This window comes from Streptomyces sp. iso_384 (genome assembly GCF_056172905.1).
The window spans coordinates 5,997,564-6,018,627 of sequence record NZ_JBWBTT010000001.1; the positions used below are offsets into that span (position 1 = coordinate 5,997,564).

Genomic DNA, 21,064 nt, shown 5'->3' on the forward strand with positions numbered 1-21,064 from the left:
CAGCGCTCACTTGCCGAAGCGGCGTTCCCGGTTGGCGTACGAGCGCAGCGCGCGCAGGAAGTCCACGTGCCGGAAGGCCGGCCAGTAGCAGTCGACCCAGTGCATCTCGGCGTACGCGGACTGCCAGAGCAGGAAGCCGGACAGCCGCTGCTCGCCGGAGGTGCGGATGATGAAGTCGGTGTGGTCGGCCACGGGTGAGTAGAGGTGCCGGGAGATGTCGTCGATCCCGAACCGGGCGACCAGCTCGGCCGGGTCGCCGCCGGCCGCGATGTGCTCCTCGAAGGCGCTCTTCACGGCGTCGACGATCTCGCGCCGGCCGCCGTAGCCGACCGCCACGTCCACCTTGAGGCCGCCGCGGCCGGTCGTGGCGGCGGTGGCCTCCTTGAGCACCCGGGCGCTGGTGCCGGGCAGCATGTCCAGCGAGCCGATCGCCCGGACCTCCCAGTCCCGGCCCTCTGCGGTGATGTCCCGGACGGTCTCCTCGATGACCTCGATCAGCGGGCCGAGCTCCTCGGCGGGGCGGCCCAGGTTGTCGTCGGAGAGCATGAAGAGGGTCACGTGCTCGATTCCGGCGGCCGTGCACCAGCCCAGGAACGTGGTCACCTTGGCGCCGCCCGCCCGGTAGCCCTCCCGGACGTCCGCGTGCCCGGCCTTGCGGGCCCAGCGCCGGTTGCCGTCGACCATGATCCCGACGTGCTGGGGGCGCGGCAGGCCCACCAGGGTGGCGGCGAGCCGGCGCTCGTACACCGCTTCGATCGGCCGGCGGAGGAACAGGGGGAGCAGCTTCATGAACCCTCTCCATCACGGGACGGCTGATGTCGAAGGACCTTATCAGCGGCTCCGGCCGTCTCCTGCCGGGCCGGCGGCGGGGCTCACAACGGGCCGTCGCCGTCCGGCGGTTCGGTGACCGGGCGGTCGCTGACCAGGGCGGCCAGCACCAGCGGCGCGTCGCCGTCGCTGTGGCCCAGCGCCAGGGCGATCCACCGCCCGCCGGGGTCCACCGGGCCCCAGACCTCCAGGTCCCCGTACAGGTCCTCGGCGAACAGCGCGGCGAACAGCGGCTCCACGGGCGAACCGGTCTGCCACCGCATCAGCGGCACATGCAGCCGCACCGTGCGGTGCGCGCCCCAGTGACGGTCCAACTCCTCGGCCAGCGCCGACAGATGGGCCTCGGCAGCCTCCTCGGCGTCGTTCCACTCGGGGGCGTACACACCGGTGAGCGGGTCGCCCTCCCAGAGCGGCACGATCCGGAAGCCCGCCCCGACGGTGACCGTCCACTCGCCGGTGGCCGGGTCGCCCTCGGCGGTGGTGGGTCCTCCGGCCGGTACGGGAGCGGCGAGGAGCGCCCCGACCTCGGCGGCCGCCCGCTCCGCGTCGAAGGCCTCGCCCGCCCGGGCGGTCACAGGACGGGCCGGTCCATCGGGCGGGGCAGCGGGGCCAGCGCCCCCGCCTCGCGCAGCCGCTCGTACACCCGTACCACCGTCGCACTGTCACCCGGAGCCGCGATGCTCAGCAACTCCCCGCCGCCGGGCAGGGGTTCGCGGACCGTCTCCAGATCGCCCGGGACCAGGGCGGCGCGGGCCGGGGAGAGATAGCCGGTCCGGCCGACGACCGGGTCGCCGACGGAGTACCCGGCGTCGTCCTCCAGCGCGTCCAGCACGTCGTCGTCGCTCACATCGCCGAAGTCCGGTTCCCACACCCGGGCGACGAGGGACAGCAGCGCCTCCTCGGGCACCACGGCCTCGTCCGGGGCGTGCAGGGTGATCGCGAGCGACTGGAGCAGGAACTCCGGTGCTCCCCCGGCCAGACCGCTGACCTCCGCCTGCCAGCCGCGCGCCCCGGTGCCGACGAGCCGCAGCCCGGTGCCGGTCAGATCCGACCAGTCGGCCGCGCTCTGGGCGGTGCGGAGTGCCGCGAGCAGGGTGTCGCCGTCGGCGGTGAATGCGGTGGCGGGCCCGTTCCCGTGGACCTGGCTCCAGACGTCGGCCGCCTGCGGGACCAGTTCGGCGAGCCCGTCGAGGGTCCGCCGCCACCGGTCGGCCAGCGCCTCGACCGGCTCCGGCCTGGGGCCCCAGAAGCCCCGCACTACGCGTCGCATGCTCGTCTCTCCTCCGTCGCCCGGCCCGCTGCGCATGCGGTCCCCCGGCCGGACGACGGCCGGGACCACCACGCGTTGCAGGCTACTCGGCTACTCGTCGAAGGCTCCCGGTTTCCTCGTGCTGTCGTTCGGCTTCGTCGGGCTGTGGACCACCTTGACCGGCAGCCCCTCGTCACGGAACGCCTTGCGCGCCGCCTTGGCCACGTCCGGGTCGGAGAAGTGCCACTCCACGGTCCGGCCGCCGGACGCCTCCACCTGGGCGCGGGCCTCGGTGACGAACTTGTCCTTGCCGGACGGGGTGAGGGTGCCGCTGTCGGTCTTGGACAGATAGCTGCCGTAGCCGTTCTTGGCCTCCAGGAACGTCTGCCGGGAGGAGTCCCATCCGTCGTACTCCACCGCGGGCTTGCCCTCGCGCGGATGCGGAACGACGTACTCCTGGCCCCGGTTGGTACCGGTGACCTGCTCCTGGTAGCGGAGCCAGGACTCGTTCTTCCAGTTCGGCGCGGGGTTGCGGTCCCGGCTCGCCCAGTAGCCGTCGCCCGCGTCGGCGTCCCCGAGCGTACGGTCCTTGAGGTCGTCGGCCCAGGACGGCGGGTTGTAGTTGCGCGGGTCGGAGGTGTCGTTGCGCTGCGGCTCGGCGTACCGCTTCTTGTCCAGCTCCGCCTTGCGCGCCCGGTCCGGCTCCTCCAGCCGCTTCTGCTCCAGGTGGGCGGCCCGCTCCGCCGCCCGCGCCTCGGCGGCGGCCGCCTTGGCCGCCTCGTCGCAGCCGCCCTCGGCGAGGACGACCCGGGCCGCGGAACCGGCCGCCAGCACACCGGTGCCCGCGCCCGGCACACCGCCGGTGCCGCCGGAGCCGTACCGCACGAGCGGCGGCCCGCCCGCGATGGCGCAGCCGGTCCGACGCGCCGCGTCCTCGGCGGTGTCCGCCGCCTCGTCGGCCTCCTTCGCCGCTTTCCGTACGCCGTCGAGGTCGCCGGCCTCCGCGGCCTTACGGGCCCGGCGGGCCGCCGCGCCCGCGTCGTCGGCGGCGCGGGCGACGGCTCCGGCGACCTTGCCCAGCACCCCGAGCTTGCCGACCTTGCCGACGACCTTCCCGACGTTGTAGCCGGGGATGAAGATCGATCCGACGTTCCAGATCACATCGGTGACGGCCCGGGTCTTCTCGCCGTTGTTCCAGCGCTCGCGGACCTCGTCCCCGACGAAGATGTCGTCGCCCACGGAGATCACGGTGTTGACGGAGGCCCCGCCCCAGTCCAGAAGAGCGCCCAGATAGTCGCCGTCGGCCCACTTGTCGCCCGCGCCCGAGGAGTCCGTGACCCACTGGTCGCCGAGCTGCTTGCCGTAGTCGACCAGACCCGACCAGGTCTCCGGCTTGAACAGGTCGATGATCCCGGAGATGTCGCCCCAGATCCCGTCGACCACGAGGCCCTTGAAGACCTGCGTCGTACGGTCCCAGGCGCAGCCGAAGAAGCCCCAGCCGCCGCAGTCCTCCTTCTCCTCGGCCTGCTCGCCGCCCTCGCCGTCGCCGTCGTCGGACGCCTGTACGTCGTAGGCGGCCTCGGGCTCCTCGTTGTCCTCGGGGAAGGTGTCCTCGCCGGTGCCGGGGCGCCCGGTGTCGTCGGTTCCGCCGGTGCCGCCGCTCGTCGTGGTGGAGCCGGAGCTGCCGGAGCTCTCGCCTCCGGTGGAGCCGGCCGTACCGCCGGTTCCTTCCGTTCCGCCGGAGCCGCCGGAGCCGCCGGACCCTCCCGTGCCGCCCGTGGCGTCGCCGCCGGTCGTGCCGCCGGTGGTGCCGCCGGTGGTGCCGCCGGTGGTGCCGCCCGTCGTCGTCGAGCCGCCGGTGGTGCCGCCGGTCGTGCCGCCGGTGGTCGTCGAGCCGTCGTCGGCGCCCCCGTCCGTACCGCCGTCCGCGCTCCCCGAGGTACCGCCGTCCGCTCCCCCGCCGTCCGTGCCGTCGCCCGGCTGTTCGCCCGCCTCGACGGAGCCGCTGCCCGGCGAGACCGGGCAGGAGCTGCCGGTCAGCGAGCAGATCGCGGACTGGAGGCCCTCGGTGATCCGGCCGCCGAGGCCGCCCACCGTCAGGGCCGCGATCAGCGCGACGACGATCAGGACCAGGCCCAGGTACTCCAGCGCGGTCTGGCCCCGGTCCCGCTTCCAGGTGATCATGTGCGGGAGCGAGAACCTCGGCGGCTGCCCGCGCTCGCCGGGCGGCAGCCGGAACCACTCCCGGCTCACCCGGCGGTTGACCAGGACGAGGATCAGGACCGGCAGGACCAGCTGGGTCAGCCCGTCCGGCGAGCCGTCGCCGAGGTTGGCGAGACCGCCGAGTATCAGCCACACCTGGACGGCGACGATGCCCCACCGCACCCGTGCGCCACCGGTCCTGACATGCCGGGCCAGCAGTGCCGCGAGCACCCCGGGCGCGGAGGCGTACAGCAGGATGCCGAGCACCTCGGCGCCCATCGCGTCCACCGCGAGCGCCGAGCCGGACAGGCCGAACGCGCCCAGCACCGTGGCGCCGAACAGGACGAGGAGAGCCACCCGGACCGCGGTGAGCGGGCCCGGGAGGTCACGCCGCGGGGCGACGGCAGGGGCCGGCCCTCCCGCTACGGGTATGCCACCGACAGCAGACATACGTGATCCGACCCCCGGTGCCCATGAGTGACATGACAACCGGTCACCCTAGGGTCGGGCGCCCCCTCACGTCGTGGGCCCCAGGACCCAACCCCGGGCCCACCCGGGCGGGTTGGCCCGCAGAAAATACGGCTGCCGGGCGCCCCCGGTGAAGGAGCGCCCGGCAGCCGGGGTCGTGCGGTGTGTCAGTCGGTGAGGTTCACCGAGCGGGCCGAGGACGCGCCGATCTCCTCGGCGATCTCGGTCAGCACCGGCTGCGGGACCGTCTCGTCGACGGTGAGGACGACCAGCGCCTCGCCGCCCTCCGCGGCCCGGGACACCTGCATGCCCGCGATGTTCAGCCCGGCCTCGCCGAGGATCTTGCCGACCGCGCCCACCACACCGGGACGGTCCTGGTAGCGCAGGACGACCATGTGGTCGGCGAGCGCCAGATCGACGTCGTGCTCACCGATCGCGACGATCTTCTGGAGGTTCTTCGGGCCGGCCAGCGTGCCGGAGACCGCGACCTCCTGGCCGTCGGAGAGCGTGCCGCGCACGGTGACCACATTGCGGTGGTCGGGCGACTCGGAGCTGGTGGTGAGGCGGACCTCGACACCGCGCTCCTGCGCGAACAGCGGGGCGTTGACGTAGGAGACGGTCTCGTCGACGACGTCCTCGAAGACGCCCTTGAGGGCCGAGAGCTCCAGCACCTTGACGTCGTGCTGGGTGATCTCGCCGTACACCTCGACGTCGAGCCGGGCCGCGACCTCGCCCGCGAGCGCGGTGAAGATCCGGCCGAGCTTCTCGGCGAGCGGCAGACCGGGGCGTACGTCCTCGGCGATGACGCCGCCCTGGACGTTGACCGCGTCCGGGACCAGCTCACCGGCGAGCGCGAGGCGCACCGACTTGGCGACCGCGATGCCCGCCTTCTCCTGCGCCTCGTCGGTGGAGGCGCCGAGGTGCGGGGTGCAGACGACCTGGTCGAACTGGAACAGCGGGGAGTCCGTGCAGGGCTCCTTCGCGTACACATCGAGGCCGGCGCCGGCGACGCGGCCCTCCTTCAGCGCGGAGTACAGCGCCTCCTCGTCGACGATCCCGCCGCGCGCGGCGTTGACGATGCGCACCGAGGGCTTCACCTTGTGCAGTGCCTCGTCGCCGATGAGACCGAGGGTCTCGGGGGTCTTGGGCAGGTGCACCGTGATGAAGTCGGCGACCTCCAGGAGCTCGTCCAGGCTGAGGAGCTTGACGCCCATCTGCGCGGCGCGGGCCGGCTGGACGTAGGGGTCGTAGGCGACGATCTTCATACCGAAGGCCGACATGCGCTGGGCGACCAGGACGCCGATGCGGCCGAGCCCGACGACGCCGAGGACCTTCTCGCTGAGCTCGACGCCGGTGTACTTGGAGCGCTTCCACTCACCGTTCTTGAGCGCGGTGTTGGCCTGCGGGATGTTGCGCGCGGTGGCCACCAGCAGACCGCAGGCCAGCTCGGCGGCGGTGACGATGTTGGAGGTCGGGGCGTTGACGACCATCACGCCGGCCTTGGTGGCCGAGGAGACGTCGACGTTGTCCAGACCGACGCCCGCGCGGGCCACGACCCGGAGTTTCCTGGCGGCCGCGATCGCCTCGGCGTCGACCTTGGTGGCGGAGCGCACCAGGATCGCGTCGACATCGGCGATGGCGGGGATCAGCTCGGCGCGGTCCGCGCCGTTGCAGTGCCGGATCTCGAAATCCGGACCCAGAGCGTCGACCGTGGCGGGCGACAGCTCTTCAGCGATGAGTACGACAGGCTTCGAGCTCACGTGAGTCCTCACAAGTCCAGTGCGGACGGCCGTCCCGACGGCCGCAGGCGGTGGAGGGGCTAGCCGCGTGGTAGACGCACGACACTGTGGGCCCTGACGCGTGTATGTGTTGAGAAGTGTAGTCATGCGACGGGCTTCGTACTGCGCCCCGATGGAAGGATCACCCGCACGAGGGTGGACGTCGTGTACACCCGTGCGGAACAGCCCCTCCGGACCCCCGTACGGAGCGACTCCTCCGGTGCTGCGGAGCGGGGCGGATTCTGTGGTCAGGACCCGCCCCGCTCCCCCGAGGCCTAGGCCTCTTCGTCGTTCACCCAGCTCATGAGCTTGCGCAGCTCACGGCCCGTGGTCTCCAGCAGGTGGTCGCTGTCGGCCTTCTTGTACTCGTTGTACTTGGGCAGACCGTTGTGGTACTCCGCCATCCAGTTCTTGGCGAAGGTGCCGTCCTGGATCTCCGCGAGGACCTTCTTCATCTCGGCCTTGGTGGCGTCGGTGATGATCCGCGGGCCGGTGACGTAGTCGCCCCACTCGGCGGTCTCCGAGATGGACCAGCGCATCTTCTCCAGGCCGCCCTCGTACATGAGGTCGACGATGAGCTTCAGCTCGTGCAGGCACTCGAAGTACGCGATCTCGGGCTGGTAGCCGGCCTCGGTCAGCGTCTCGAAACCGGCCTTGACCAGGGCGGCGGTGCCACCGCAGAGGACGGCCTGCTCACCGAACAGGTCGGTCTCGGTCTCCTCGGTGAAGGTGGTCTTGATGACGCCGGCGCGGGTGCCGCCGATGCCCTTGGCGTACGAGAGGGCGAGCTCCAGGCCCTTGCCCGAGGCGTCCTGCTCGACGGCCACGATGCAGGGAACGCCGCGGCCCTCCTCGTACTGGCGGCGGACCAGGTGGCCGGGGCCCTTCGGGGCGACCATGCAGACGTCGACGTTGGCCGGCGGCTTGATGAAGCCGAAGCGGATGTTCAGGCCGTGGCCGAAGAACAGCGCGTCGCCGTCCTTGAGGTTGTCCTTGACGGACTCCTCGTAGACCTGGGCCTGGATCGGGTCCGGGACGAGGATCATGATGACGTCGGCCTCGGCGGCGGCCTCGGACGGGGTCACCACGCGCAGGCCCTGCTCCTCGGCCTTGGCCTTGGACTTCGAGCCCTCGTGCAGACCGACGCGGACGTCGACGCCGGAGTCGCGGAGCGACAGCGCGTGGGCGTGGCCCTGGCTGCCGTAACCGAGAACCGCGACCTTGCGGCCCTGGATGATGGACAGGTCGGCATCGTCGTCGTAGAACAGCTCGGCCACTGGGTCTTCTCCTTGGTGTGCAGGTGTTGCGTCCCACCGTACGGCGGGGTGCGTCGTATGCGTTGTCGGGTCTCGCCATGCGAGCGGCGCGCGGCGCCGCTGCCGTCGCGGGTCAGGCGGAACGGTCGAGGGCGCGCAGGGACCGGTCGGTGATCGAGCGCGCGCCGCGCCCTATGGCGATGGTGCCGGACTGGACGAGCTCCTTGATGCCGTACTGCTCCAGCATCTTGAGCATCGCCTCCAGCTTGTCGGCCCCTCCGGTCGCCTCGATCGTGACGGCCTCCGGGGAGACGTCGACGGTCTTGGCGCGGAACAGCTGGACGATCTCGACGATCTGGGAGCGGGTCTCGCTGTCGGCGCGGACCTTCACCAGGACGAGCTCCCGCTGGATCGCAGCGGACGGCTCGAGTTCGACGATCTTCAGGACGTTGACCAGCTTGTTGAGCTGCTTGGTCACCTGCTCCAGGGGCAGGCCCTCGACATTCACGACGATGGTGATGCGGGAGATGTCGGGGTGCTCGGTGGTACCGACCGCGAGCGAGTCGATGTTGAAGCCGCGTCGGGAGAACAGGGCCGTGATCCGGGCGAGGACACCGGGCTTGTTCTCGACCAGGACGGAGAGCGTGTGCTTTTCGGACATGGGAGTCGTTCTCTCTCTGTCTCTCAGTCGTCTTCGTTGTCGCCGAAGTCGGGGCGGACGCCGCGGGCGGCCTGGACCTCGTCGTTGGAGGTGCCGGCGGCGACCATCGGCCAGACCATGGCGTCCTCGTGGACGATGAAGTCGATGACGACGGGGCGGTCGTTGATGGAGTTGGCCTCTTCGATGACCTTGTCCAGGTCGGCCGGGTCCTCGCAGCGGATGGCGTAGCAGCCCATGGCCTCGGACAGCTTGACGAAGTCCGGGACTCGGGTGCCCTTGGCGGCGTTGCCGTCCGTGTCCGCGCCGGAGTGCAGCACGGTGTTGGAGTAGCGCTGGTTGTAGAAGAGGGTCTGCCACTGGCGGACCATCCCGAGGGCGCCGTTGTTGATGACGGCGACCTTGATCGGGATGTTGTTGAGCGCGCAGGTGGTCAGTTCCTGGTTGGTCATCTGGAAGCAGCCGTCGCCGTCGATCGCCCAGACCGTGCGGTCGGGCATGCCGGCCTTGGCGCCCATCGCGGCCGGGACCGCGTACCCCATCGTTCCGGCGCCGCCGCTGTTGAGCCAGGTGGCGGGCTGCTCGTAGTCGATGAAGTGGGAGGCCCACATCTGGTGCTGGCCGACGCCCGCGGCGAAGATCGTGCCCTCGGGGGCGAGCTTGCCGATGCGCTGGATGACCTGCTGCGGCGAGAGGCTGCCGTCCTCGGGCAGGTCGTAGCCCAGCGGGTAGGTGTCGCGCCAGCGGTTGAGGTCCTTCCACCATGCGGTGTAGTCGCCGGTGTTGCCCTCGGTGTGCTCGGCCTGGACGGCCTGGACCAGATCGGCCAGGACCTCGCGGGCGTCTCCGACGATCGGCACGTCGGCGGTGCGGTTCTTGCCGATCTCGGCGGGGTCGATGTCGGCGTGGACGATCTTGGCGTACGGGGCGAAGCTGTCCAGCTTGCCGGTGACGCGGTCGTCGAAGCGGGCTCCGAGGGCGACGATCAGGTCGGCCTTCTGCAGCGCGGTGACGGCGGTGACCGCACCGTGCATGCCCGGCATTCCCACGTGCAGCGGGTGGCTGTCGGGGAAGGCGCCGAGCGCCATCAGGGTGGTGGTGACGGGCGCTCCGGTCAGCTCCGCGAGGACCTTCAGCTCGGCGGTGGCGCCGGCCTTCAGGACTCCGCCGCCGACGTACAGCACGGGCCGCTTGGACTGGGTGATCAGCTTGGCGGCCTCGCGGATCTGCTTGGCGTGCGGCTTGGTCACCGGGCGGTAGCCGGGCAGGTCCTGGGTGGGCGGCCAGCTGAAGGTGGTCTTCGCCTGGAGGGCGTCCTTGGCGATGTCGACGAGGACCGGTCCGGGGCGGCCGGTGGACGCGATGTGGAAGGCCTCGGCGATGGTGTGCGGGATGTCCTCGGCCTTGGTGACCAGGAAGTTGTGCTTGGTGATCGGCATCGTGATGCCGCAGATGTCGGCTTCCTGGAAGGCGTCGGTGCCGATCGCCTTGGACGCGACCTGACCGGTGATCGCGACGAGCGGCACGGAGTCCATGTGGGCGTCGGCGATCGGGGTGACCAGGTTGGTGGCGCCGGGGCCCGAGGTGGCCATGCAGACGCCGACCTTGCCGGTGGCCTGCGCGTACCCGGTGGCGGCGTGACCGGCGCCCTGCTCGTGGCGGACCAGGACGTGGCGGACCCGGGTGGAGTCCATCATCGGGTCGTAGGCGGGGAGGATCGCACCGCCGGGAATGCCGAATACCGTGTCGGCGCCGACTTCCTCGAGAGAACGGATGAGGGACTGCGCGCCCGTGACGTGCTCAACGGTGACGGACGGCTGTCCGCCGGTACGGGCGCGCGGCTGCGGGTGGTGGGCCCCGGTGGCCTGCTCGGTCATCGGCATTCTCTTCTCGAAGCTGAGGGTTTTCGCGGGTGTTTTGCAGCGTTTTGAGAGGTGTCAGTGCAACAAAAAACCCCTCGTGCCGTGAGGCAAGCGAGGGGAGCGCGCCGGGTGCGGTCCGCAGAGTGTCGTGGAGTGACTCTGCTTCAGCCGACGCGCTTTCCAAGTACGAGAATTCGGGTGCGCATGGCATTGACCCTCTCTCCGGCACGCATGACGTGTCAAGTGGGTGGGACGGGCGTCTCAGCATGTGATCCGGTGAGCAGCGGGATCGAGCCGCCCGCCATCACCGGCCGGGGGCTCGGAATGCCCGGTACGGGGAACTCCCCGCGGACCAGGGCACGTCGCAGCCGGTACTCGTCGAGCGGTCCGGAGAAGGCCATCCCCTGGCCGTGGGTACACCCCATGGCGCGCAGGGCGAGGACCTGCTCGGGCACGTCGACGCCGTCGGCGACGGACTGGAGGCCGAGATCACAGGCGATCCGCAGGAGGCCGCTGGTGATCTTGTGCAGGCGGGCCGATTCGACGACGCCCTCGACCAGATTCCGGTCGAGCTTCAGTACGTCGATGGGGAGCCGGCGCAGGGCGTTGATCGCCGCGAAGCCGCTGCCGAAGCCGTCGAGCGCGATCCGTACGCCGAGCCGGCGCAGGGCCACGAGGCGCTGCTCCAGGGCGTCGAAGGAGACCCGGGGGTCGCTGTCGGCCACCTCGATCATCAGGGCGCCCGAGGGCAGCCCGTGGCGGGTCAGCAGCGCCTCGATGGAGCCGAGGGGCGGGCCGGCGTCCAGCAGCCGGGCGGCGGAGAGCCGGACGGAGACGGCGACGGGGTGTCCGGCCCTGGCCCGGTCGGCGGCCTGTTTCACGGCCTCCTCCAGGAGCCAGCGGCCGAGCTCGGCGGTGCGGTCGTCGTCGCCGGTGACCCGCAGGAACTCCGCTGGGGTGAACAGGATGCCCTGGGCGGAGCGCCAGCGGGCCTGGGCGGCGACGGCGGCGACGGAGCCGCTGGCGAGGTGGACGACGGGCTGGTGGAGCAGGGCGAACTCGCCGTCGCGCAGGGCGGTGCGCAGCCGGGTGGCCAGCTCGGAGCGGCGTACGACGTCGGCCTGCATCTGCGGGGCGTAGAGCTCGACCCGGTCCTTGCCGCCGGCCTTGGCGCGGTACATCGCGAGGTCGGCGTTGCGCATGAGGTCGGTGGGGCTGATGGCGGGCTCGGCGAAGGCCACCCCGATGGAGGCGGCCACCCGGACCTCGCTGGGGCCGATCCGGTAGGGCTGGGACAGGGTGAGCCGCAGCCGGTCGGCGATCTCGTGGACCTGGTATTCGCGGGCGCCCTGGTCGCGGGTGCCGTCGCCCACGATGAGCGCGGCGAACTCGTCTCCGCCGAGTCTCGCCGCGGTGTCGCCGGCCCGGACGGAGTCCTGGAGGCGGCGGCCCGCCTGGACGAGCAGTTCGTCGCCCGCCTGGTGGCCGATGGTGTCGTTGACCTGCTTGAAGCCGTCGAGGTCGATGAAGAGGACAGCGGTGCCGGGGTCGCCCGAGCGGCGGCCGCCGAGCGCCTGGCGGACCCGGGCGGTGAACAGGGCCCGGTTGGGCAGGTCGGTGAGCGGGTCGTGCTCGGCGTTGTGCTGCAACTGGGCCTGGAGTCGGACCCGTTCGGTGACGTCCCGGCTGTTGAGGAGGAGGCCGCCCTGGTGGCGGTTGACGGTGGACTCGACATTGAGCCAGTCGCCCGCGCCGGAGCGGAAGCGGCACTCGATCCGGGTGGTGGGCTCCTCGTGCGGCGGGGCGGCGAGGAAGCGGCGCACCTCGTGGACGAACCGGCCCAGATCCTCGGGGTGGATGATCGAGGACAGCTCGGAGCCGACGAGATCCTCCGCCTCGCGCCCGTAGACCCCGGCGGCGGCGGGGCTGACGTAGCGCAGGGTGCCGTTGGGCGCTGCGATCATGATGACGTCGCTGGACCCCTGCACCAGGGAGCGGAAGTGGTTCTCCTTCTGGGCCAGTTCCTGGGTGAGGGAGATGTTGTCGAGGAGCATGATGCCCTGCCGGACGACCAGCGCCAGGACGACGGTGCAGCCGGTGAAGATGACGACCCGGTCCACCCGGCGGCCCTCGACCACGTTGTACAGGATGCCCAACGTGCAGACGGCGGCGGCGAGATAGGGGGTCAGCGCGGCCAGCGAGCCGGCGATGGGCCGGCTGGCGATGGCGCGCGGGGGCCCGGGGCGGCCGGCCGGCCGGGCCGCGCGCCGGGCGCCCCACGGGGCGTAGGCGAGGAGCAGCGACCCGGCGAACCAGCCGGCGTCGAGGAGTTGACCCGAGTGGTAGGTGGAGCGCAGCAGCGGCGAGGTGAACACCGCGTCGCTGAGCACGGTGAGCGCCAGGGCGGCGATGGCGGTGTTGACCGCGGAGCGGTTCACCCCGGCCCGGCGGAAGTGCAGGGCGAGCACCATCGAGACCAGCACGATGTCGAGCAGCGGGTAGGCCAGCGAGAGGGCCGCGGGCGCCACGCTGGTGTCCTGGAAGCCCGCCAGGTGCGTGGTGTGCGCGAGGGCCAGGCTCCAGGCGAGCGTCAGCAGCGAGCCGCCGATCAGCCAGGCGTCGAGGGCCAGACACACCCAGCCGGCGCGGGTGACGGGCCGCTTGGCGAGCACCAGCAGCCCGACGATGGCGGGCGGTGCGAAGCAGAGGAAGAAGACGTCGGCGAGGGAGGGCGTGGGCACGGGGACGCCGAGGATCACCTCGTACCAGCCCCAGACGGCGTTTCCGCAGGCCGCCATGAGGGAGGAGAGCGAGAACAGCAGCCAGGCGGGCCGCAGTCGGCCCGCGCCCGTCCGTGCGTAGAGGAAACAGGAGACCGCGGCGATCAGCGCCGCCGCCGCGAGACCGAAGTCCCCCATGAAGACGGCGACCTGCGGCGAGCCCCAGCCGACGGCGGCGCCCACCGAATACGCCGCGCAGACGAAGCCCAGCAGGATCCGGGACCGCATCCCCGTGGAGCCGGAGGCGGACCGCGGGGCGAGCAGGGCCCCCAGCACGCTCACCGGAGGTCTCCCCGCCCCGGGCCCGCCGGGCAGGTGCGGCCCGGCGCCCGGCGCCTCGCGGGGCGCCTGCGGCGCCGCTCGCTCCGGCTCGGCCCGGGCGGCGTCGGCGATGCCGGTCCGGGGCAGAAATCCGGCCATCCGCGGGTGCTGTGCTCCGTCGTCGCGGACGGCAGCGACCGTCCGCCCGTCCACTTCGGATCGTCTCTCCATGGCCAGCACATCGCCCGTCGCCCCCTCGCGTTCCGGTGCTCCCCCCGCGCCGTCCTTCCACGGCGCAGCCCCCCGGATCGGACGATACACCAGATCCGTCACTCAGGGCCATAGATTCTCTACGCTCCGTGACGAAAGGCGAGGTGAGCGGCACCGCGTGCATCCGAACCACCCCGTAGCGTGGCCGCCTCGGCGGCTCAGCCGGTGGTGCGTACCACGTTGTGCACCGGCTCTCCGGCGGCGAACCGGGTGAGCTGCGCGGCCAGCAGCCGCTTGGCGCGCGGTTCGAACGCCGAGGTGCTGCCGCCCACATGCGGCGTGATCAAGACATGCGGAGCATGCCAGAGAGGATGGCCCGCGGGCAGGGGTTCCGGGTCGGTCACGTCGAGTGCGGCCCGCAGCCGTCCGGATTCCAGTTCGGACAACAGGGCCTTGGTGTCGACCACTCCGCCGCGTGCGACGTTGACGAGGAGCGCGCCGTCGGGCATCGCGGCGAGGAAGTCGGCGTCCACCAGCCCCTGCGTGGACGGGTTCAGCGGGGTGGAGAGGATCACGATGTCCGCCTCGGGCAGCAGGGCGGGCAGATCGTCGAGCGTGTGTACGGGGCCGCGTGCGGTGGTCCGCGCGGTGCGCGCGACGCGCGCCACCCGCGCGCACTCGAACGGGACGAGCCGGTCCTCGATGGCCGATCCGATGGAGCCGTAGCCCACGATGAGAACGGACTTGTCGGCGAGCGCGGGGTAGAAGCCGGACCGCCACTCCTCCTTGTCCTGTCCGTGGACGAACCCGGGGAGGCCGCGCAGGGAGGCCAGGACGAGCGCGATCGTCAGCTCGGCGGTGGACGCCTCGTGGACCCCCTTGGCGTTGCAGAGGCGTACGCCGGCGGGCAGCAGGCCGAGGCCCGGCTCCACATGGTCGATGCCGGCGGAGAGCGTCTGCACCACCTGGACGGCGCCCATCTCGGCGAGCGGGCGCACCGCGATCTCGGGGCCCTTCATGTAGGGCACGACGTAGTAGGCGCAGTGGGCCGGGTCCGCGGGGTAGTCCGACTCGCCGTCCCAGAAGAGGTAGTTGAGGCCATCGGGCAGCCCGTCGATCTCCTCGGCCGGGAAGGGCAGCCACACATCGGCAGTCGTCGCAGTCATGGTCAGGAGGCTATGCGACGGGTGTGCGAACACTCCAGGACAGCGGCGCGAACTCCGGGGGCCGTCGGCACGGTCGCGGCCGGCGGGGGGCTCTCGGCAGGTTGCACAAACTCCGCCGTCGGTGATTGCCGCGATTGCGCAGAGACGGCAACCGGTCGCTCGCCCAGGATGTGCGGTCGGACACCGATGTGATCCGGACGCGCCACCCGGTCCACCCCGACGTCAGGAGTCGCCGTGCTGTGGAGAAGGAAACTGCTCGTCCCGTTGGCCGCGCTCGCCCTGGCCCTGACCGCGTCGACCGGCGCGGGCACGGCGGTGGCGGCCACGGACACCACCGTGGCCGCCGCGACGCCCTCGGCCTCGGCCGCCGGTGACTTCGGCGCCCCCGGCCCGTACGCCACCGCGGTGGAGGTCGGGGCGGTCACCACCCTGTACTACCCGCGCGACATCGCCGACAGCGACCGCCGCCACCCGGTGATCGTGTGGGGCAACGGCACCGGCGGCTTCCCTGTCGTCTACCGGGAGCTGCTGCTCCACTGGGCCGGGCAGGGCTTCATCGTCGCCGCCGCGAACACCCCGCAGTCCAACCTCGGCATCTCCATGCGCGCGGGCATCGACCTGCTCACCGGCCGGAACGCCGACCCGGGCAGTGTCTTCTTCGACCGCGTCGACCTGGAGCACATCGGCGCCTCGGGTCATTCGCAGGGCGGCGCGGCCGCCATCGTCGTCGGCGCGGATCCCCGTATCGACACCATCCTGCCGATCCAGCCCGGTCCGCTGGCCGACATCAACGCGGTGCACGTGCCCGCGCTGCTGCTGGCCGGCCAGAAGGACAGCATCGTCTTCCCCGCCCTCGTCCGGGCCTTCTACAACGCCGCCGACCATATTCCGTCCCTCTACGGCGAGTTGCGCGGCGCCGACCACTTCACGGTCGTCGGCGACCCCGGGCCGTTCGCGGCGCCGACCACCGCTTGGTTCCGTGCCCATCTCATGGGCGACCAGGCGGCCCGTGCCCAGTTCTTCGGGCCCGGCTGCGGCATCTGCACCGACACCGCCACCTGGTCCGACGTCCGCCGGAACAGCCTGGCCCTGGGCCTCCCGGCCACCACTCCGTAACCCGCCTCGACCGATCGGACCGGCATGGACATCATCGCGACGACGCGCCACGGGAAGGTACGCGGCCGCGTCGACCGGGGCATCGCCTCCTACCGGGGAATCCCGTACGCCGCCGCGCCCTTCGGGGTCCACCGGTTCCGCGCCCCCGCACCCGTCGAGCCCTGGGAGGGGGTGCGCGACGCGCTGGAGTTCGGGCCGACCGCGCCGCAACGCCCCTACCGGCCGCCGCTGGACCGGCTGATTCCCGAGGTGGACGTCCCCGGGGACGAGTGCCTCAACCTCAACGTCTGGGCGCCCGAGAGGGCCCCCGGGCCTCTGCCGGTGCTGGTGTGGATCCACGGAGGCTCCCTGCGGAACGGTTCCGCCGCCATGCCCCTGTACGACGGCGGGGCCTTCGCGCGCGACGGTGTGGTCCTCGTATCGGTCAACTACCGGCTCGGGGTCGAGGGGTTCGGCGTCTTCCCCGACGCACCCGACAACCGGGGTCTGCTGGACCAGATCGCCGCCCTGACCTGGGTGCGGGACAACATCGCGGGGTTCGGCGGAGACCCCGCGTGCGTGACGGTGTGCGGCGAGTCCGCCGGAGCGATCAGCATCGCCGCCCTGCTGACCAGCCCTCGCGCGGCCGGTCTGTTCCACCGGGCGGTCCTGCAGAGCGGCCCGCCGCACACCGTGGCACGTGACCGGGGCGCGCGGACCGTGCGCGCGATGGCGAAGACGCTACGGGTGCCGGCCACGGCGGAGGCGTTCGCCGCGGTGGACCGCGAACGGCTGCTGGACGCCCAGCACGAGGTGGTCGGCGGGGCCGATCCGATCAGCGGTGGTCCCGGCTTCCACATCGTGGTCGACGACGACGTGGTACCGGCCGATCCACCGCCTCCCTCGGTCGATCTGCTGCTGGGCTGCAACCGGGAGGAGTACCGGCTGTGGTTCGTGCCGAGCGGGGCGGTGGACCGCGTCGGCCCGCTCACGCTGCGGCTGGCCCTGCTGAAGTTCCGGATCCCCGGCCGGGTGGCGCGGCTGCACCGGGCCGGCCGGCCGGGCGCGAAGCCGGGGGTGATCCTCGGTGAGATCGCCACCGACCTGCTGCTCCGGGGGCCGCTCAACCGGCTGGCGGACTCCCGGCTGCCCGGCTCCGGGCTCTCCGCTGCCGGGACCGGCGGCTCCCCGACGGCCGCTTCCCCGCCCGGCGGCCCCGCGATCTCCGGTTCCCGGCCAGCCCGGACGTTCTTCTACGAGTTCGCCTGGCGCTCGCCGGTCCTGGAGCTGGGCGCCTGCCATGCGCTGGAGATCGGTTTCGTCTTCGACAACCTCCGGCACGGCGAGGCGCTGACCGGCCCGGACGCCCCGCAGCCGCTGGCCGACGCCATGCACCGGGCCTGGGTCGGCTTCGCCGCCACGGGCGACCCCGGCTGGACCGCCTGGGACAGCAGACGGCCGGTCAGGGTCTTCGACCACCCCGGTACGTCCACGGTGCTCGCGCCGCGACAGGAAGAGCTGCGGGCCTGGCTGTAGCGCCGTCAGGCACCCCTGAGGTCCCGGGCGACCAGCGCGGCCTGGAGCAGCCGCGCATCGGCGGGCACGTTCGGGTCGAGACCGGTCAGGGTGCTCACCCGGTGCAGCCGGTACTCCAGCGTGTTGCGGTGGACGCACAGCTCCGCGGCGCTCCGGCTGCGGTGGTGCCCGTGGTCGACGAAGACCCGCAGCGTCTCCAGCAGGTACGGATGGTCCTCCAGCGGGTCGAGCTTTGCGGCCAGCCGCAGCAACGCCTCGCCGGGACGCGCGAGCTGGTACTCCAGGAGCACGTCGTCGAGCCGGTACAGCCCCGGCGGGCGGCCCAGCCGCCGGACGAGTTCAAGCACCCGCCCGGCCTCCTCCGCCGCCCCGGGAACGGCTTCCGGTCCGGCGGCCGGGGCCGCGGCCGCGAGCACCCGCTGCCCGATGTCCTTCCCGAGCGCCTCCGGCAGGCCGGACAGATCGCGGCCGCCCGGCAGCAGCGCGATACCGGCGACATGGTCCATCAGCACCGGGACGCCCACGTGGGCCTCGATCGACGACTGCACCAGCCGGGCCGGCGGATGCGACGCGAAGGCCAGGGCGAGCACCTCGTGGCCACCGGTCACCGTGACCCCCGCGGCCTCCGCCAGTTCCTCGTACGGCCGGCCGGCCAGCAGCGCGGTCAGCAGCGCCCGCCGCACCCGCTTGTCCTCGCTGTGGATGTCCTCCTGGGCCGTGCGGTGCGCGAGTACGACGGCGGGCATCGCCGCGTGCAGACAGGCCAGCAGCTTGGCTCCGGCGCCGGTCAGCTCCTCGGGCTCCGCCGTCTCGGCCAGCGCCTGCCACCAGACTTCCGCGCCGACGAGGTAGGCGGCGATCACCGCCTCCAGCGGCACCCGCTCCTCGGCCCGGCGCCCCGACCACTCGATGAGCCGGGTCAGCTCTCCCGGGCTCATCACGCCGTCCTGACGCAGCGCCCGCAGCAGCAGATCGTTCACGGCCGCGACCGAGCGGGTCACCTCGCCCTCCAGCGTGCGGCGCGGCAACTCCCCGTAGAACGGGATCTCCGCCGCGCACCGAGCGACCACGGCAGCGGTGAGGTCACCGCTGCGAGCAGCCATCCGTGCGTGTAGGGCGGGCATCGGCGTATCGTCACATCGCCCAAACGCTTCCGTCAATCACTCCCCGAACTCCCCCGACAGGGACCTGCGTCGTGGATCGGACGGGCGCGGCCGTCCGGGTCCGGGACCGCGTTCTCGCGCCGTTCCCGGAGGAGCCGCCCGTGGACCGCGGCGGAGGGGAAAGGCGGAACGGCTCGTCCAGGAAAGGGTTCGGGGAGTTGGAGAGCAGGACAATCGGGGCGGCGGGGCTTGCCGTGGGCACGGTCGGTCTCGGCTGTATGCCGATGAGCTGGGGTTACAGCGCGTCGCAGCAGCTCGGCGACCGTTCGGTGCGGACGGTGCACGCGGCTCTGGACGCGGGCGTCCGGCTGCTCGACACCGCGGACATGTACGGCCCGTTCACCAATGAGCTGCTGGTGGGGCGGGCGCTGAAGGGCCGCCGCCAGGAGGCGTTCGTCTCCACCAAGTGCGGTCTGCTGGTGGGCGATCAGCACATCGTCGCCAACGGCCGTCCCGGGTACGTCCGCCGGGCCTGCGACGCCTCGCTGCGGCGGCTCCAGACCGATGTGATCGACCTGTACCAGCTGCACCGGGCCGACCCCGAGGTGCCGGTGGAGGAGACCTGGGGTGCGCTGGCGGAGCTGGTGACCGCGGGCAAGGTGCGCTCGCTCGGACTGTGCGCGGTGGGGGCGCGGGCCCCGCGCCGCTCGGGCGAGGGGCCGCATGAGGGAACGATCCGGCAACTGGAGCGGATCCAGCAGGTCTTCCCGGTCAGCGCCGTGGAGGCGGAGCTGTCGGTGTGGTCGCGCGAGGCGCTCGCGGAGCTGCTGCCGTGGTGTGTGGCACGCGGGGTCGGGCTGCTGGCCGCGATGCCGCTGGGCAGTGGTTATCTGACCGGGACGCTGAAGCCGGGCCAGGGTTTCGAGCCGGAGGATCTGCGGGCCAGGCATCCGCGGTTCACGGCGGAGGTGATGGCGGCGAACCAGCCGGTGGTGGCCGGTCTGCGGCGGGTCGCGGAGCGCCGGGGGGCGACCGTGGCCCAGGTGGCGCTGGCGTGGGTGCTGCGCCAGGGTCCTCATGTGGTGCCGGTGCCGGGGGCGAAGCGGGAGCAGTGGGCGGTGGAGAACGCCGGGGCGGCACGGGTGGTCCTGGAGGACCGGGATCTGGCGGAGATCGACGCTCTGCCCGCCGCCCGCGAATCGTGGGACTGATGGTGGCGGGCCGGCCCGCTCGGGCTCCGGTGGAGCGGGCGTCACGGCCCGTACGGCGGGAGAATGGGCGGATCGGGAACTCCTGGGCCTGCCGAGGTGTAGGAACAGGGTGCGGGAGCAGGTAGTCGGGCAAGCGTCGAAAGGAATCGGTTCCGTGCGTGGTGCTCAGTTCGGACCTGTGCAGCCCCGGGCGATGCGCAGGGGGGTGGTGGCGCTGGCGTCGGCCGCCCTGCTGCTGTCGGCCGCGTGTTCCGCCGACGGGGACGGGGGTGGGTCCGAGCGGCCCGCGGGTGCCCCGACCGCCTCGGAGGGCTCCGCTCCGCCGGCCTCGCCGAGCCGCTCGGCCGATCTGCCGCCTGCGAAGGGGTCGGCGAAGGTCGTCTCGACGCTGACCGAGGAGCTGGAGTCGCCGTGGGGTCTGGCCGCGCTGCCGGGCGGTGATCTGCTGGTGTCCTCGCGGGACGAGGGCACGGTGCACCGGATCGACGGCGAGAGCGGGAAGCAGACGCTGCTGGGCTCGGTGCCCGGGGTGGCCCCGGCCGGCGAGGGCGGGCTGCTCGGGCTCGCCGTCTCCTCCACGTTCGGCGCGGACCAGCTGGTGTACGCCTACTTCACCACCACGTCCGACAACCGGATCGTCCGCATGAGTTACGACGAGAAGCGCCCGGCGGGGCAGCAGCTCGGCGCTCCGGACACCGTCCTGCGCGGCATCCCCAAGGGCAGCATCCACAACGGCGGCCGGATCGCCTTCGGCCCGGACAAGATGCTGTACGCGGGCACGGGCGAGACCGGGGACACCGGGCTGGCCCAGGACAAGGAGTCGCTGGCGGGCAAGATCCTGCGGATGACCCCCGACGGCGAGCCGGTGCACGGCAATCCGGAGGCGGACTCGGTGGTGTATTCGTACGGGCACCGCAATGTGCAAGGGCTCGCCTGGGACGCGCAGAAGCGGCTGTGGGCCGCCGAGTTCGGCCAGAACACCTGGGACGAGCTGAATCTGATCGAGCCCGGCGGGAACTACGGCTGGCCCGAGGTCGAGGGCCGGGAGGGCGAGGACGGGTTCATCGACCCGGTGGCGCAGTGGAAGACCTCGGAGGCCTCCCCCAGCGGGATCGCGTACGCGGAGGGCTCGATCTGGATGGCCGGGCTGCGCGGTGAGCGGCTGTGGCGGATTCCGCTGGCGGGCGAGAAGGCGGAGGAACCTTATGCCGACCCCCAGTCGTTCCTCGATGAGAAGCACGGCCGCCTGCGCACTGTGGTGAGTGCGGGGAGCGACCGCTTGTGGCTGGTCACCAGCAACACGGACGGACGGGGCACGCCGAAGCCCGGGGACGACAGGGTCCTCCTGGTGGAAGTGGAGTAGCCGCTCGCCCGCGCGGCATGTCGGAGGGAGCACGGCCG

The 21,064-nt window shown here is 72.2% G+C and carries 15 protein-coding genes; 4 read left to right on the forward strand and 11 right to left on the reverse strand.

What is annotated here, in order from left to right:
* Positions 1–6: 6 nt before the first annotated feature.
* The 10 genes from AC0VY3_RS26860 to AC0VY3_RS26905 all read right to left on the reverse strand — a co-directional run bounded on the left by AC0VY3_RS26860 (position 7) and on the right by AC0VY3_RS26905 (position 14,718).
* Positions 7–789 (reverse strand): isoprenyl transferase, encoded by a 783-nt coding sequence (locus tag AC0VY3_RS26860; RefSeq protein WP_103507244.1) that lies wholly within the window; start codon positions 787–789, stop codon positions 7–9.
* A gap of 83 nt (positions 790–872) precedes the next feature.
* Positions 873–1,403, reverse strand: coding sequence for a hypothetical protein (locus tag AC0VY3_RS26865; RefSeq protein WP_475550782.1), 531 nt, complete (start codon positions 1,401–1,403; stop codon positions 873–875).
* A complete protein-coding gene (locus tag AC0VY3_RS26870; protein ID WP_475550783.1) occupies positions 1,400–2,098 on the reverse strand; it encodes an Imm52 family immunity protein in 699 nt (232 codons plus the stop codon). Before AC0VY3_RS26870 ends, AC0VY3_RS26865 begins: the two co-directional genes overlap by 4 nt.
* Before the next feature lie 90 nt (positions 2,099–2,188).
* Positions 2,189–4,729: a Tox-REase-5 domain-containing protein gene (locus AC0VY3_RS26875; RefSeq protein ID WP_475550784.1), complete on the reverse strand. Its 2,541-nt coding sequence runs from the start codon at positions 4,727–4,729 to the stop codon at positions 2,189–2,191.
* A gap of 185 nt (positions 4,730–4,914) precedes the next feature.
* Positions 4,915–6,507 (reverse strand): phosphoglycerate dehydrogenase, encoded by a 1,593-nt coding sequence (serA, locus tag AC0VY3_RS26880; RefSeq protein WP_103508124.1) that lies wholly within the window; start codon positions 6,505–6,507, stop codon positions 4,915–4,917.
* Positions 6,508–6,800: 293 nt separating this feature from the next.
* The gene (ilvC, locus tag AC0VY3_RS26885; RefSeq protein ID WP_030078942.1) at positions 6,801–7,802 is read right to left on the reverse strand and encodes a ketol-acid reductoisomerase; all 1,002 of its coding nucleotides are present in this window, start codon (positions 7,800–7,802) and stop codon (positions 6,801–6,803) included.
* Positions 7,803–7,914: 112 nt separating this feature from the next.
* Entirely contained in the window at positions 7,915–8,442 is a 528-nt protein-coding gene (gene ilvN, locus AC0VY3_RS26890; RefSeq protein ID WP_006127785.1) for an acetolactate synthase small subunit, read from the reverse strand.
* A 23-nt stretch (positions 8,443–8,465) separates the two neighbouring features.
* Positions 8,466–10,322: an acetolactate synthase large subunit gene (locus tag AC0VY3_RS26895; protein ID WP_103508125.1), complete on the reverse strand. Its 1,857-nt coding sequence runs from the start codon at positions 10,320–10,322 to the stop codon at positions 8,466–8,468.
* Between the two features lie 218 nt (positions 10,323–10,540).
* Positions 10,541–13,363 carry a putative bifunctional diguanylate cyclase/phosphodiesterase gene (locus AC0VY3_RS26900; protein WP_475551738.1) on the reverse strand — a complete coding sequence of 941 codons (2,823 nt, stop codon included), beginning with the start codon at positions 13,361–13,363 and terminating at the stop codon, positions 10,541–10,543.
* Positions 13,364–13,770: 407 nt separating this feature from the next.
* Complete coding sequence (locus tag AC0VY3_RS26905) at positions 13,771–14,718, reverse strand: 2-hydroxyacid dehydrogenase (RefSeq protein WP_475550785.1); 948 nt, start codon at positions 14,716–14,718, stop codon at positions 13,771–13,773.
* 234 nt (positions 14,719–14,952) lie between these two features.
* On the opposite strand from AC0VY3_RS26905, the gene AC0VY3_RS26910 reads away from it, so the two are divergent.
* Positions 14,953–15,834: an alpha/beta hydrolase family protein gene (locus AC0VY3_RS26910; RefSeq protein ID WP_475550786.1), complete on the forward strand. Its 882-nt coding sequence runs from the start codon at positions 14,953–14,955 to the stop codon at positions 15,832–15,834.
* Positions 15,835–15,858: 24 nt separating this feature from the next.
* Entirely contained in the window at positions 15,859–17,349 is a 1,491-nt protein-coding gene (locus AC0VY3_RS26915; protein WP_475550787.1) for a carboxylesterase/lipase family protein, read from the forward strand.
* Between the two features lie 5 nt (positions 17,350–17,354).
* Here the strand turns inward: AC0VY3_RS26915 and AC0VY3_RS26920 are convergent, their stop codons facing one another.
* Positions 17,355–18,473 carry a PucR family transcriptional regulator gene (locus tag AC0VY3_RS26920; protein ID WP_475550788.1) on the reverse strand — a complete coding sequence of 373 codons (1,119 nt, stop codon included), beginning with the start codon at positions 18,471–18,473 and terminating at the stop codon, positions 17,355–17,357.
* Positions 18,474–18,706: 233 nt separating this feature from the next.
* Between AC0VY3_RS26920 and AC0VY3_RS26925 the strand changes: the two genes are divergently transcribed.
* Both AC0VY3_RS26925 and AC0VY3_RS26930 read left to right on the forward strand, forming a co-directional pair.
* Entirely contained in the window at positions 18,707–19,663 is a 957-nt protein-coding gene (locus AC0VY3_RS26925) for an aldo/keto reductase (protein ID WP_103507193.1), read from the forward strand.
* Positions 19,664–19,817: 154 nt separating this feature from the next.
* A complete protein-coding gene (locus AC0VY3_RS26930; protein WP_475550789.1) occupies positions 19,818–21,026 on the forward strand; it encodes a PQQ-dependent sugar dehydrogenase in 1,209 nt (402 codons plus the stop codon).
* Positions 21,027–21,064: the final 38 nt, after the last annotated feature.

Bases quoted from the DNA above. Each gene is read 5' to 3' on its own strand.
- AC0VY3_RS26860 (WP_103507244.1), bottom strand. From the start codon at position 789: ATGAAGCTGCTCCCCCTGTTCCTCCGCCGGCCGATCGAAGCGGTGTAC.
- AC0VY3_RS26870 (WP_475550783.1), bottom strand. From the start codon at position 2,098: ATGCGACGCGTAGTGCGGGGCTTCTGGGGCCCCAGGCCGGAGCCGGTC.
- AC0VY3_RS26875 (WP_475550784.1), bottom strand. From the start codon at position 4,729: ATGTCTGCTGTCGGTGGCATACCCGTAGCGGGAGGGCCGGCCCCTGCC.
- ilvN (WP_006127785.1), bottom strand. From the start codon at position 8,442: ATGTCCGAAAAGCACACGCTCTCCGTCCTGGTCGAGAACAAGCCCGGT.
- AC0VY3_RS26895 (WP_103508125.1), bottom strand. From the start codon at position 10,322: ATGCCGATGACCGAGCAGGCCACCGGGGCCCACCACCCGCAGCCGCGC.
- AC0VY3_RS26905 (WP_475550785.1), bottom strand. From the start codon at position 14,718: ATGACTGCGACGACTGCCGATGTGTGGCTGCCCTTCCCGGCCGAGGAG.
- AC0VY3_RS26915 (WP_475550787.1), top strand. From the start codon at position 15,859: ATGGACATCATCGCGACGACGCGCCACGGGAAGGTACGCGGCCGCGTC.
- AC0VY3_RS26920 (WP_475550788.1), bottom strand. From the start codon at position 18,473: ATGCCCGCCCTACACGCACGGATGGCTGCTCGCAGCGGTGACCTCACC.